The 15167-nt window shown below is 40.8% G+C and carries 12 protein-coding genes; 1 reads left to right on the top strand and 11 read right to left on the bottom strand.

The window, feature by feature from the left end; translation table 11 throughout:
• Positions 1-5 precede the first annotated feature (5 nt).
• From OQ289_RS03830 to OQ289_RS03780, 11 genes are all read right to left on the bottom strand, one after another.
• A complete protein-coding gene (locus OQ289_RS03830; RefSeq protein WP_270089487.1) occupies positions 6-587 on the bottom strand; it encodes a cytochrome c oxidase subunit 3 in 582 nt (193 codons plus the stop codon).
• A gap of 11 nt (positions 588-598) precedes the next feature.
• The gene (cyoE, locus tag OQ289_RS03825) at positions 599-1507 is read right to left on the bottom strand and encodes a heme o synthase (RefSeq protein WP_270089486.1); all 909 of its coding nucleotides are present in this window, start codon (positions 1505-1507) and stop codon (positions 599-601) included.
• 85 nt (positions 1508-1592) lie between these two features.
• Entirely contained in the window at positions 1593-2636 is a 1044-nt protein-coding gene (locus OQ289_RS03820) for a COX15/CtaA family protein (RefSeq protein ID WP_270090853.1), read from the bottom strand.
• Positions 2637-2687: 51 nt separating this feature from the next.
• Positions 2688-4475 (bottom strand): cbb3-type cytochrome c oxidase subunit I, encoded by a 1788-nt coding sequence (locus OQ289_RS03815; RefSeq protein WP_033564939.1) that lies wholly within the window; start codon positions 4473-4475, stop codon positions 2688-2690.
• Between the two features lie 118 nt (positions 4476-4593).
• Positions 4594-5925, bottom strand: a complete 1332-nt coding sequence (locus OQ289_RS03810) for a cytochrome c oxidase subunit II (RefSeq protein WP_270089484.1) — start codon at positions 5923-5925, stop codon at positions 4594-4596.
• 44 nt (positions 5926-5969) lie between these two features.
• A complete protein-coding gene (locus OQ289_RS03805; RefSeq protein WP_270089483.1) occupies positions 5970-7205 on the bottom strand; it encodes a quinol:cytochrome C oxidoreductase in 1236 nt (411 codons plus the stop codon).
• Positions 7206-7224: 19 nt separating this feature from the next.
• A complete protein-coding gene (locus OQ289_RS03800) occupies positions 7225-7875 on the bottom strand; it encodes a c-type cytochrome (protein ID WP_033564731.1) in 651 nt (216 codons plus the stop codon).
• On the bottom strand, positions 7847-8383 hold the full coding sequence (locus OQ289_RS03795) for a DUF3341 domain-containing protein (RefSeq protein WP_270089482.1): 537 nt from the start codon (positions 8381-8383) through the stop codon (positions 7847-7849). Before OQ289_RS03795 ends, OQ289_RS03800 begins: the two co-directional genes overlap by 29 nt.
• Before the next feature lie 5 nt (positions 8384-8388).
• A complete protein-coding gene (nrfD, locus tag OQ289_RS03790) occupies positions 8389-9867 on the bottom strand; it encodes an NrfD/PsrC family molybdoenzyme membrane anchor subunit (RefSeq protein WP_270089481.1) in 1479 nt (492 codons plus the stop codon).
• Between the two features lie 30 nt (positions 9868-9897).
• A complete protein-coding gene (locus tag OQ289_RS03785; protein WP_270089480.1) occupies positions 9898-12903 on the bottom strand; it encodes a TAT-variant-translocated molybdopterin oxidoreductase in 3006 nt (1001 codons plus the stop codon).
• A gap of 43 nt (positions 12904-12946) precedes the next feature.
• On the bottom strand, positions 12947-14221 hold the full coding sequence (locus tag OQ289_RS03780; protein ID WP_270089479.1) for a cytochrome c3 family protein: 1275 nt from the start codon (positions 14219-14221) through the stop codon (positions 12947-12949).
• 538 nt (positions 14222-14759) lie between these two features.
• Here OQ289_RS03780 and OQ289_RS03775 point away from each other — a divergent pair.
• Positions 14760-15167 carry a peptide-methionine (R)-S-oxide reductase gene (locus OQ289_RS03775; RefSeq protein ID WP_270089478.1) on the top strand — a complete coding sequence of 136 codons (408 nt, stop codon included), beginning with the start codon at positions 14760-14762 and terminating at the stop codon, positions 15165-15167.

Here is a 15167-nt window from a genome sequence, read left to right as displayed (position 1 = left end):
TAGTATTATTGATTCAAAAGTAAGAAAACATATATATAAATCCACAAAAGATCGAGAAAATGCCAAAAAATAGTGGCAAGCTCCATGCGGAACAGGTTATCGCCATGCGGAATTGGTTTAACAGTCCCCGCAAAACATCTAACCAGTACGATCACGCCCGCAATGATATGGGCTAAGTGCATCCCTGTAAATACATAAATAAAAGACTGGGATGCATTGATATTCAAGAAATAAATCCCTCTATCAATCAACACCTGCCAAGAATGTACTTGACAGACAAAAAACAATATCCCCAACACGACTGTAGCTACCAGCAAACTTCTTTGCTTCGCGTATTCTTTATTCTTAACTGCTACATTCGCAAAGTGAAGGGTGACACTACTCAATATAATAAGAATTGTACTGTAAATAAATGCATTAGGAAGTGTCGTCTTGATGCCCTTATCGACACCACTAGCTGTATACACGATAAAGCCACTTGACAACGCTGCAAACATCATGAACATACCAATCATACCCAGCCAAAGATTAAACTTCTTTGCCTTCCTTGACTGCTGTAATTCCTCTTGTTGTAATTCGGTATTCATATCTAAAACCATTATCTCAACGGGATAAAATCAAACAATAATACCAATTGTGTAACTGGTAAATAAATAAACGAGGTAAACATTACCTTTTTAGCCGAGCTAATACTTCTTTCTTGTAAATGCTTGTATCCGTACCAACTAAATGCCAACCCACCAATCAACGATACAATTGTAAAAACGAGACCTCCAAATCCAAAATATAAGGGCAAAAACCCTGCAGGTATCATGAGCAATGCGGACAAAAATATCATCCATGCCGACCCAGCATCTTTCTCCTTGGTTGGCAAAAGCCTAAATCCCGCATTTCTATAGTCTTCGTCAGCCACCCAAGCAATAGCCCAGAAATGAGGGAACTGCCAGACGAACTGAATTGCGAACAATACTAGAGGAGTTACCACTACGGCCGCCTCACTGATAGCCGCATATTCTAGGCCAAATCCGGCCGACTTAAATGCAGCATAGTAACCAATCAGAGGAGGCAACGCTCCGGGAAAGGCCCCAACGAAAACGGCAATGGGAGACTTCTGCTTCAAAGGTGTATATACAAATGCATACAAAAAGATTGAAAAAACAGACAAAAGACCCGCAATAAAATTAAGTTGCACCAATACAAGCGTTCCCGAAATACCCATAAAGACGCTTAAGACCAACGCTTGTCCGGTCGTCATACGGCCTGCTGGTAAAGGTCTATCTTCTGTACGTTTCATCAATCGGTCTAAATCCTTTTCAATGATTTCATTGAAACCATTGGCAGCACCTGTCACCAAGAAACCACCTAAAGTAAGCAAGGCCCAATTGAACCACATGATTTCACCCTGTTGAGTTGCACCTATCAAAAATGAAATAGATGCCGAAAATACAACAGTTAACGTCAGTCGTAATTTTACAAGCTTGTTAAAATCAGAAATAAACTGCTTCATCCCTTCCGCCCCCTCTCTGTAACATCGCTATAGGCATAAGCCGAGCAAATCATTCCAATATCTAACATTAACATCCCTTAATATCTTATCTTTTAAATTTCGAAAGCAACAACATGACATAATATTGAGCGCCAAAAAGCAAACTGGCAATCACCAAATGTGTTGTTTGTGCAAAAGCTGGTACGTCGAATCGAGCCAATACAATTCCTGAAATCATCTGGATCAACACCAAAACGAACATAATCCACGCGTATTTGGCTTGTATAGAAAGTACGCTAAATCTAGACTTAATCAAGAAGAATAAAATAGCGACCAAAGCTAATGTAACGTAAGCCAGTATTCGATGAATATCGAAATGAATCCCAATAGAAGTAATCCATTCCGAACGTGCAGTCCCAATATCGCTCAAATGATCGATATGTTCCCGTACTTCAGTACCGTACACGACTTGTACAAGAGTGATGAACAGTGCCAGACCAGCCAATATCTTAAAGCCTACAAACTGATGATTGACAAGAATATTTTTATTGCGAAGCGTAGTTGCTTTAAAGTATGTATAAATACTTATCCCAACTATCAACAACGCTAAAAGCATATGAACGGTAATCACCCACGGCGTCAGATTAGTAGAGACAACAATCGATCCCAACCAAGCTTGAACAACAACGACAAAAAGATTAAGAACGCTCCATACTGTGATGGACTTTTTACTTTTTACATAGGTAAACGAAAAGATAGCGGCAAACAATAAGCAAAAACCAGCAGCGACACCAACTAAGCGATTAACGTACTCCGTCCAAGTCTTTGCAGCATTGAACTCTTCATGTACCAATATTCCCTTATCTGTTCTTATCTGTTCTGCCTTTTCCGGGAATCCAAAGAATTCGACCATTTTTGCAAAACGCTGATTCTTTTTCGCTCGCCCTTCTATATAATGCTCCTCGTAGCCAGCAGGCAGTTGAGAGACATCAGTCGGCGGAATAATCTGATTAAAACACTTTGGCCAATCAGGGCATCCCATACCCGAGCCCGTACTTCTAACAATTCCCCCAGCCGCAATGACCAAAAAAAGAACGATAATTGTTATTCTATTGGTTCTTACAAAACGCTTCTCAGCAGCTGGATACATATTCAAATCGTTACCTCTATATTTAACCTATAGAGAGCTAAGCCAATAGGCTTAGCCTTCTCCTGTTTCTCTATTATTTTGTTTATTCCACTCCTCCTGAAGACGAACAGCTTCTTCATTACCCTCAAAGTCATGAGGCAAGTTTGAGCTCATTGTTTCAGAGAAAGGTGTACTCTGCGGAATAAAATCATCATCGTGACCTGGCTTACTGTAGTCATATGGCCAACGGTGTACTGTCGGGATCTCTCCTGGCCAGTTACCGTGAATATGCTCCACAGGAGTAGTCCATTCCAATGTATTCGATTTCCAAGGATTCTGAGTTGCTTTTTTACCACATACGATAGAAGAGAAGAAGTTCCAAAGGAAAGCAACCTGTCCAAGACCTGCGATAATAGCTGCCCAAGTTATCAACAAGTTTACAGAAACCCATTTCTCCATGAAAGGGAATGCTGTGAAAGCGTAGTAACGGCGAGGGACACCATCTATACCCATAAAGTGCATAGGGAAAAACACCAAATAAGCGCCAACGAATGTCAACCAAAAATGCAAATATCCCAATTTAGGGTTCATCATACGACCGAACATCTTAGGATACCAGTGATAAACACCGCAAAGCATACCAAAGATAGATGCAGATCCCATTACCAAGTGGAAGTGGGCCACAACAAAATATGTATCATGTAGGTTGATATCCAGCGTAGCATTCCCTAAGAACAAACCTGTCACACCGCCCGAAATAAAGAATGATACCATTCCAATCGCAAACATCATTGCTGGTGTGAAGCGAATGTTACCTCTCCATAAAGTAGCTAGGTAGTTAAATGCCTTTACCGCAGATGGAACTGCAATAATCAACGTCGTAATCATAAATACCCCTCCTAAGAAAGGATTCATACCCGTTACGAACATGTGGTGACCCCACACAATAAATGAAAGTACAGTAATACCCACCAATGAATACACCATCGCGTGGTATCCGAAAATAGGCTTACGAGAATTCGTAGAGATAACCTCAGAAGTCAAACCTAATGCAGGCATTACTACGATATACACCTCAGGGTGACCTAAGAACCAAAATAAATGTTGGAATAATATTGGTGAACCACCTTCATTTGGCAATACTTCACCAGCTATAACCAAATCTGATAAGTAAAATGAAGTACCAGCACTACGATCGAAAATTAATAAGACAACTGCAGACACTAATACCGGGAAGGATAATAAACCTACGATAGCAGTCAAGAAGAAAGACCATATTGTCAACGGCATTTTCCAAAGGTCCATTCCTTTAGTACGCATATTTAGAACGGTACTGATATAGTTGACTCCACCCATTACCTGAGAAGCTATAAACAAGACCATACTCGCCAACCATAATGTCATCCCCAGACCGGAGCCTGCTATAGATTTAGGTACCGCTGATAACGGAGGATATACTGTCCAACCAGCAGATGCAGGACCACTCTCGACAAAGAAAGAAGCAATCATGATCACACATGCAATAAAGAAAAACCAGTAAGAAAGCATGTTCATGAATGGCGAAGCCATATCTCTAGCACCAATTTGATAAGGAATCAATAGATTACTGAACGTACCCGACAGACCGGCGGTCAATACAAAAAACACCATCATGGTACCGTGAATGGTTACCAACGACAAGAAAAACTCTGGACGAATACGACCTCCCTCAGCCCACTTTCCTAGGAAAATTTCCAAAATCGGGAACTCTTTATCCGGCCAAGCGAGCTGGATACGGAATAATATCGATAATACCATGGCAAAAACTGCCATAATAATACCAGTGATCAAGAATTGCTTGGCAATCATCTTGTGGTCCATGCTAAATACATATTTAGACAAGAACGACTCTTGATGATGTCCGTGCGAATCGTGATGTTCTGCGCTATGCGATATAACTGTACTTGACATATTATTTTTTAAAAATTCTTAATACAATTTATTTCAATGAAGCAGTCTTGACAACTTCCTCTTTATTCTCTTTTGACTCCTGTGCAGCAAACTCCTTCTGCAAATCCTCATTGAAGTACTTACCTTGTGTGCTCAACCATTCTTTGTATTCTTTCTCTGTCACGACAACGACTTTCTTCTGCATATTGTAGTGACCTGAACCACAGATCTTGTTACACAACATCACGAAATCATACTTAGGATCGTTCATGCGCTCACGCATTTCTGCGGTTGTCACCTGCGGTGTGAATTGGAAATAGTTGGTCATACCCGGTACCGCATTAATCTGAACTCTAAAGTCTGGAATAAAGAAAGAGTGAATAATATCCTTAGAAAGGATATGGAAACGGACCGATTTATTTACCGGTAGCACTATATCCGAACCCTGGATATCATCCCAAGAGTTCTTATCATTGAAATCAATACCATAAGGATTGATTGGCGTGGTCATTTTGTAGTTACGTTTACCTATCTTTCCGTCAGCCCCAGGATATCTTACCGACCAAGCAAATTGCTCGCCCAATACCTCAACTTGTAGCGCGGATTTTTGAAGGTCTTCAGGAACATTGGTAATTGTCCTCCATGTGAAGAACCCAAACAAGACCAATACCGTCAAGACAACTGCAGGAATAATCGTCCAAATCTTCTCAATTGTATTGTTGTGTGGATAGTAATAAGCTTGACGCTTCGCACGCATTCTGTAGACAAAAGGAAATGTCAATAGTAAAATATGCGTCAAGATCAACACCAAAGTAGTAATCACGGTCGTGATGATAAACATGTTATCAATCAACTTACCATGCTCCGTGACAGCATCACGCCATGCCCATCTTCCCCAAACATCATATCCATAGTACAATCCATATAGGAAGAAAATCAGGAACAATCCCAAAAGGATGGCCTGCAAATTGTTTCCTGCCAATGGATTGTATTTTCCATTCATCTTAGTCACTAACTCGTAAAGAGAAAGCACCTTCCCTACTACTGCAACAACGGTACAAATAGCTAGGAATAATAAGATGTAATACACTAAATTTTTATAGACCTGTGGATCGATCTTTTTCACCTCTTCTATGACAGGCTTACTCTTTGCACTTGAAGTTGATGAAACAGTAGCACCCGCCGCAGCTGAATCTACTGCAGTTGTAGATGCAGATTCGACTTTTGCTGAATCAGTCGGAGCAGCTACCGCAGTTGTCTGCACCGCCGAGTCTACAGCGACGGTATCTTGACTTGCAAATGTGGGAGTTGAAAAAAACAAGCCCATTGCAAGCGCACAACCCATTATGGATCTGAATCTGTTATGTAATTTGAATTTCATTTCTTATAATAACGTTAGAACGTAATATCGTTTTGATTAGAAACCTATATCTGATGATTTAAACTCTCTTCCATAAATGGATGATGCTTCGGAACCAAGGCATGCTTGCTCAACTTAGACATCACTAAGAATGTAAACAATCCCACAAATCCGATAGCAGTACCGATTTCGATAATCCCAAATCCGGGATGATTATCAACTGTACCCGGCATGATCATGATATAGTAATCCAACCAATGACCTAAAAGTATAACTATACATACGAACAACATCATATTCAGCTTACGCTTAGCATCACGGTCCATCAATAACAATACTGGAGCGACAAAGTTAATCAATACATTCACCCAAAACCAAGGTTTGTATTCCGGTTCCCATCTTTTGTAAAAATAGACAGTCTCCTCTGGAATATTGGAATACCAAATCAACATGAACTGTGCAAACCATACGTATGTCCAGAAAATAGAAAAACCAAAAATCAATTTACCTAAATCGTGTAAATGATTTTCATTCACCCAACTCAAGTAACCTGCCTTTTTCAATAAAATCAAGATAATAGCGATTGTCGCCAATCCACTTACCCACATACCTGCGAAGTTATACCAACCAAACATAGTCGAAAACCAATGGGCTTCCAAAGACATGATAGTATCAAAAGACCAGATTGGTGTTGTAAAACCAAAAATAACCAAGAATATCGCTGATAATTTGAATGTCTTTTTATAAGAATTCAATCCACCCTCCAAATCCTCTTTGTAAGAAAGTTTTGCTAGTACAAACGCAAATATACTATATGACCCCATGAATATCACCTGACGGATTAAAAAACCAGGTATATTCAAGAATGCTGACTTACCAGCGACCAAAGCATCATAGTTAGGGCTATTCGGATCGGTCAATCCCTCTCCTGTCCAATGATGATAAAGGTTATGTGTATTCAATCCAAAAGCCAAGATAATAAACAATACAATGGCTGCAATTGGCAAAGTACTTGCCATAGCTTGCGGAATACGGATTAGTCCAGCGGACCAAGCTGATTGTGTCACGCTTTGCAAGGCCACGAAAAAAGCCCCTGCTGCGCACACGCAAGCAAAATAATATCCCATCAATAACAGGTTAGCGTAAGTACGCTCTGTCGTATGTGAATCACCAGCAAATAAACCATAGGCTATTGCCACTAATCCAATAACGATAGCGATAATGCTAAACAACTTCGCTTTACCACCGAAAGCAAACTGTTCGCTAAAATTATAATCGTGATGATGACTGTGAGTTCCCATTTAATATTTCGGTGTTAGATTATTTCTTCTGTAATTCATGAACATACATTACCACTTTCCAACGATCATCAGGTGACAGTTGAGAAGCATGCGAGCCCATCGAGTTATGTCCATAATAGATGGTATGATAAATCTTTCCATCCGTTAATTCGCTCATTAAGCCTCCTCTTGAAGAACTTGCAGCATCGGTTTTATGATAAGATGGAGGCGGCGGAAAATTTTCCAATTTACGAGTTCCACGTGAATCTGTAATCTCTCTATCTTTAGTGATAGGTCCATCTCCTTTTCCATCTGGTCCATGACATACCGCGCAATATGTAGTGAAGAGTGCCTGACCATCAGCCAGATTAGCTTTAGTCAATTCCAATGGATTGACGGCTTCTCTACCTGCACGTTCGTACTCCTCCAAAGTATTCGCATACTCGAATCTATCGAATCCGATAGGATTAGTATGTTGGGGAGGAGTCTGAGCGGTTTGTTTGTTTTTAAAATTCTCATTTGGTTGATCCGGATTATAACCAATTGGATCATACATATTACGAGAAAATTCCCATCCTCTACTACGAGTGGTCCCATCACCACAAGCAGAAGCAACTGCTGCAAAGGCTAAAGCTGCACATACAGTTCCAAGAAAATTCTTCTTATTCATAGCTAACATATTTTCTTTCATTGTATTTAACTTCTACGGCTCCCGCTTCCTTCAACAAAGAGTCAATCTTCTCATGATCAGTATTTTCGTGTGCATCAATAGCAATGATAAAACGATCGTCAGTGGCTCTTAAATCCATAACGCGTGGTGTGCGTCCTGGGAATAAGTGATTGCGATAAAAGAATGTAGCAACCATACCTAATGCACATAGTAAAATCGTCACCTCAAATGTCACCGGAACAAAGTTAGGCAATGGCATAGAGGGCTTTCCCCCAATATTCATTGGCCAATCATATGACATGGTGTAATACAATAAACTAAATCCTAAAATGGTACCTGTAATTCCAAAACAAAAAGCTGCAATTGGAAGACGTGATGGACGTACTCCTAATTTGGCTTCTATACCGTGAATAGGCATAGGAGTAAAGCAATCGTAAATGCTGATATTATTTTCCTGCAATTTGTCTATCCCATGCATCATTTCGTCTGGGTCAGCAAAACTACCTAGTATATATTTTGTATTGCTCATTGCTATTATTTTTGTAACTCTTTAATATCCTGTTCAGTAACTGAATCATATTTCTCCAATGAATCTCTGAAGAATGCAACTTGTTCTTCAGGGAAAGCACCTTCTTTAACCAATTTGGTCTTGTGTTGTAAACTTGAACTTTTCAATAACAACTTGACCTCTGCGATTGCAATACCAGGCAAGAAACGTAGGAACAATAAGAATAAAGTGAAAAATAGACCTATAGATCCGACGAAGATACCTACATCCGTCCAAGTAGGGTAAAACATAGCCCAAGAAGAAGGGAGGTAATCGCGGTGCAATGAAGTTACGATAATTACAAAACGTTCAAACCACATACCGATGTTTACAACAATGGACAATACCCATGAAATCGGAATACTGGTACGGATTTTTTTGAACCAAAACAATTGTGGAGAGATTACGTTACATGTCATCATTGACCAATATGCCCAAGCATAAGGTCCAGCGATACGATTTTCAAATGCATACATCTCATACTCCGAACCTGAATACCAAGCAATGAATAACTCCGTCAAGTACGCAATACCAACGATAGAACCCGTAATCATGATAATCTTATTCATTGCTTCGATATGGAACATCGTAATGTAATCTTCGAAGTTCATCACCTTACGAAGAATCAATAACAACGTCTGCACCATTGCAAATCCGGAGAAAATCGCGCCCGCAACGAAATATGGCGGGAAGATAGTCGTGTGCCATCCTGGAATAACAGACGTTGCAAAGTCCATGGATACAATCGTGTGTACCGAGAGTACGAGTGGTGTAGATATACCCGCAAGGATAATAGAAACAATCTCAAACCGTTGCCAAGTCTTGACTGATCCGTTCCATCCGAAAGACAAGACCTTGTAGACCTTTTGTTTCATTCCTGTAGCGCGGTCACGTACTGTAGCAATATCCGGTAATAAACCACAGTACCAGAAGACCAAGGATACCGTGAAATAAGTGGAGATAGCGAAGGCATCCCACACTAAGGGTGAGTTAAAGTTTACCCAAAGTGAACCAAACTGATTTGGAAGTGGGAAAATCCAGTAAGCTAGCCAAGGACGCCCCATGTGCGCGACAACATATGTTGCAGCACAGATAACGGCGAAGATAGTCATGGCCTCTGCCGAGCGGTTGATGGAGTTACGCCAATTCTGACGGAAAATCAAGAGTACCGCTGAAATCAACGTACCCGCGTGACCGATACCTACCCACCATACGAAGTCGGTAATATCCCACGCCCATCCAACAGTCTTGTTAAGTCCCCAAGCACCGATACCGGTCCAAAAGGTATAACCCACACTCACTACCCATAATAAAGCGCCTAAAGCAGCTACTGTAAATCCAATCCACCAAGCTTTATTTGGCTTATTTTCAACTGGTAGCAGAATATCATCCGTGATCTTAGCATAGGTGATATCACGACCAGTCATTAATGGTTCTCTTAATATTGATTCGTTATGCGATGACATAGTTTTTTTAATTTCAAGTATTGAACAAGATTAAGCTTCAAATGTGTTTCTAACTTTCGTCATATAACCAATACCTGGTTGTACGTTGATTTCTTCTAGAACATAATAAACACGCTCGTTGCGTAACGCTTTAGAAACTTCTGATTCAGGGTCATTGGCATCACCGAAGATGATAGCATTTGCTGAACAAGCCGACTGGCAAGCCATTTTGATGTCGCCATCTTTGACTTTTCGGTTTTCCATTTTAGCATGCAATTTACCAGCTTGGATACGTTGGATACACATTGAACATTTTTCCATTACCCCACGTGAACGTGATGTAACATCTGGGTTCAATACCAACTGAGTGAATTCATTATTCAAGTAGTTGTCGAAACGAGAATCGTTCCAGTAGTTAAACCAGTTGAAACGACGTACTTTATATGGACAGTTGTTCGCACAGTAACGAGTACCGAAACAACGGTTATAAGCCATGTGGTTAAGACCTTCTGAAGAGTGAACAGTTGCCAATACCGGACATACCGTCTCACAAGGTGCATGCGCACAATGCTGACATAACATCGGTTGGTGAACCACCGTTACATTTTCGAAATCTTTAATATGAGCGATTTCTTTCTCTTTTGTATATGTCTTACCTTCCTCTTCAATCGTGTAGTAACGATCGATACGCAACCAGTGCATCTCACGACGACGGCGCACCTCGTCACGACCCACCACTGGAATATTATTCTCGACGTTACAGGCTACGATACATGATCCGCAACCAGTACATGCGTTCAAGTCGATAGCCATTACCCATTTGTGACCTGGCTGTTCAAACTTATTCCACAAATCATATGTTTTATGATTATCGGAGAACTTACCTGACTCTGACGCTGGGTTTTTAAGGTATTTGGCGAATGACGTTTCTCTGATGATATTACGTCCTTCAATCGTATGATGCGTTTGAGTTTGCGCAAGCTCGTATGTACCAGACGCTTTCGTCACGGTTGCTTTAGCTGCAAGTTGTACTGTACCGTTAACTAGACTAGCAAAAGGATAAGCATTCTTACCAACCCCATCACCAGCTTTACCTACTTTTTCGCGTCCAAAACCTAAAGCTACAGATACTGTTTTCATTGCCTGTCCGGGTTGTAATACTACCGGAAGATCGATTTTGTAACCATTCGCCTCTACTGTAACGATACCATTCTCTCCCAGACCCAACTCTTCAGCATAGGCAGGATTAAGAGCAGCATAGTTATCCCATGTCACTTTAGATACTGGATCGGGCAACTCTAATAAGTAAGCGTTGTTTCCGTAACGGCCATCGCGAACTGTAGTTGGTTCGTAAAGCTTAAGCTCTACATCGCCAGCGATATTCTTTGCCGCCGCTGACAATGCGGACACTGCTGAATTGACATTACCCGCAAATGCTACAGCAGCACCAGTGCTGGTTCCTTTGTAAACGAAACCTGTTTGCAATACATCTTTCCAAGTCTTACCAGATCCTGGCAAAATAGTGGCTTCCCATGTTTGCTTAACAAATTCGTAGATATTGACACTTTCTCCAGCCCAGACTAGCAAACTTTGTTCTGCTTGTCTTGTATTGAACACGGGATTGATCGTCGGTTGTACAATGGTGTAATAACCCTCTGTCGCCGAGGCATCACCCCAAGATTCTAAGAATGTACTGTTAGGAGCTATTGCTTTCAATTCAGAAGCAGTCTCATCTGCACGATCGGAGAATGACAAAGTAAATTCCACTTTAGCGATTGCGGATTTTACATCCTCCGCTTTAAAGTAGTTATATACTGGGTTGCTGTTCAAGAAAAATGCTACCCCTACCTGGCCTGCTTTCGCATCAGTTAGGAATTTTTGGAATGCTGCATCCGAACCTTGGTGTTGTTTCGAATAGTTTGTCAAATCAATAACAGGACCATAGGCACTAATAGCACTGTTGATAGCATTTACCAACACCTGCGCGTTCACGTCATTAGAACCTGCTACAACTACCGAAGCACCTTTATTAGCCAGCAACTCCTTCGCGGCCAATTTAACAGCGGTTTGTGCTTTTTGCACTGTGATACCACCAGGAAGGCTTGAACCTGTCACTTCGTTATAAAGTGAGATTAAGACCGACCCTTCTTCTGAAGGCTTAATTGCAATACGAACATCCGCATTAGAACCGGTCATACTAAGACCCGACTCGAATTGGATATGACGTGACATCTTACCATTTTTCAATGATTTGTAGTCACGATTTTTCATATAATCTTGCGTGTGCTCCTCACCTGCTAACCAACTTCCTAAGAAATCAGCAGCAACTGAAACAACCACTTGTGCTTTATCAAAATGATAAGAAGGAATTACAGGCTTTCCGAAGCTTTGATTGTTAGCTTCAGCAATACCACTGTAAGAGACAGCATCCACTTGCACTAGGTTCGTGGTTGGGTATTTAGCTGCCAATTTAGCAATTGCTGCTAATGCCGTAGGGCTATTAAGTGTACTAGAGACAATCGCAATCTGTTTTCCAGCTCCAGCAGCTTTATCTAAAGCTGCTATAACTGTACTATCCAATTTGGACCACTCTACTTCTTTACCTCCAATTTGAGGGTTCTGAACCTTTGACATATCGTATAGGTCCAATACGGATGCTGATGTAGCAGCATCTGTACCTTGAGTCAAACCAATAGAATTTGGGTTGGCTTCTAAGGAAATAGGACGGCCTTCACGTGTTCTAACCAAAACGCTTTGTCCGTTGAAAGAAGAAGCGTAGAAGTTAGGGATTCCTGGGGTAATCTCCTCAGGTTTGATAACGTAAGGCACAGCCTTGTGCACAGGGGTACGATTACACGCTGCAAGTGTTACAGCACCTAACCCAAAGCCCAATGCTTTTAAGAAATCACGACGAGGAGTTTTAGTACTCAAGCCGGCTTCATTCAATACATCTTCTACAGGAATCGATTCGGCAAACTCACCTTTGCTGTTTTTCACAAAAGCAGGTGTTTGATGCAATTCTTCCAAACCTTTCCAATATTTCTTGTTGCTATCCATTTAAGCTGTATATATAAGATTGCGTATTCCTAAATAATAATTATTAATAGTGACATTTACCACACTCAAGACCACCGATCATCGCTGCTGTCATCTTCTCACCTTTTTTCAATTTCTCGTGAGCTTCGATGAGTTGGTCATAGTATTTATTGTCAGTATTTACTTCAGTTGTTCTGTGACAATCCACACACCATTTCATTGTTAATGGAGAGTATTGGTACACTTCTTCCATATCCTGTATAGGTCCGTGACAAGTTTGACACTCTACACCAGCGACAACGACGTGTTGCGAGTGATTAAAGTAAGCAAAGTCTGGAAGGTTGTGAATACGAATCCACTGAATAGGTGTAGGATTGCTACCATACGTCCGAGTATCAGGATTGTAATCCAATGCCTTGTAAATCTTAGCAATCTCAGGAGAAATCTCTCCTTCGTAATGCTCGGAGGCCGTTACAGTGTTGTGACAGTTCATACACACATTCGCCGATGGAATCGACGCATTTTTAGATTGGTAAGCGCCACCATGACAGTACTGACATTCAATCTTGTTTACACCTGCGTGAAGTTGGTGAGAGAATTTAATCGGCTGCACAGGCTTATACCCCTCATGCACACCAATTTCCCACATTGTTTTCCAACCTGCAACGGAGAGAACTGCGACAATCATCAAAACTGCAAAAAACACAAGCTTTTTGTTTTTGACAAAGTTTTTAGCAAAGACCAAGTAGCGGCTATCTGCTCCAGTGTGTAGATTTGCATCCTCAGCAATTTGACTTTTCGCAATGACTTTCTCCAATGTCTTAGTGACACGGTTAAGCAACACGATAACAACTACTGCCAAAGCAATAATACCAAACATACCTAAGATAGACCAAGTTGAAGCACCAGTATCTTTCGTACCACCACTACCCTCAGCACCACCTTCTTTTGGAGCATCAGCTTTTACACTCTCCGCATCGATGTAAGCTAAAACACCTTTGATTTGATCGTCAGACAAATCCGTAAATGAAGTCATCACAGATTTATTGTACTCTTCAAAAATCGCGATTGCATCCGCATCTCCAGAAGCGATCATTGCCTGTGAATTCTTAATCCACTTGACCAACCACTCTTCATCTTTAGTCTTCGTAATATCCTTCAATGCAGGACCTACTAATTTTCTGTTAATCGCGTGACAGGACGTACATTTAGATTTGAAGATAGCTTCACCTTCCTTAGCATCCTGCGCTTGCGACACATTCGTAACGGCAAATAACAATACCACACATACTGATATTGACTTCGCAAGTCTTCCCAAAACGGATGAGATATTTCTCATATTTAGCACTTTATACTATTTATTTATGAATATAAAAATTTTTAATCCGACCACATAATAGGACACTCCTACTACACAGTGCCACAAAAGTATAACTTATTAAGGAATAGCTGACAATTTCATGACCTAATTTATCAATTTATAAACATTCTAAATAACTCTGCGATTTAGGGCGCTGGGGGCTTGACGGCATAATCGGAAAAGATGCCCCCAGTCCCCTGATTTAAAGTTATTTTTGTATTTACAATGCCAATTGTCAGGGATTTTATTGCGAGATTTAACCCCCAAATAAAGGGTAAAGATTGGGGTGCATTCTTAAGGATTTGGAGAACAGCCTATTCGACATTTGCAAGTATGACTTTGGTCATTTTGTGTTCAGAATATTTTTATATCGTTACTGATTTGAATCTCTTCAAGCCTTCGCCAACAGGTAATCAACACCAGGAATATAGAAAGACACATCAATTGTTGAGCTCGCCCTATGTCACAAACAATCTTACCCTATGATACAAAAAATAATATAAAATGACGGAACAACATGAAAGACGAGGGAAATTATAATAGCTTGACAGCAGAAGAGACCTATGTAATCGTACACAAAGGCACAGAATATCCTTATACCGGAGCATTATTGAAAAACAAAGCCCACGGAACTTATATCTGCAAAAGATGTGAAGCGCCTTTGTATCGATCCATCGACAAATTTGAATCCCATTGCGGATGGCCTAGCTTCGACGATGAAATACCTGGCGCAATCCAAAAAGTGATAGATGCCGATGGGCGACGGACCGAAATTGTGTGCAAACCACTGCCATGCACACCTTGGGCATGTTTTTATCGGCGAACAATTGACCGACAAAAACATCCGACACTGTGTAAACTCCATATCCATGAAATTTATAGCAAAATAGCCTGCATAAAACAAAATGTGAACGCAGCGCTTTAG

It is taken from the genome of Sphingobacterium sp. SYP-B4668 (assembly GCF_027627455.1).
GTDB lineage: Bacteria > Bacteroidota > Bacteroidia > Sphingobacteriales > Sphingobacteriaceae > Sphingobacterium.
Note: the sequence above shows the minus strand (reverse complement) of the source record. Positions and strands in the feature narration are given on the sequence as shown.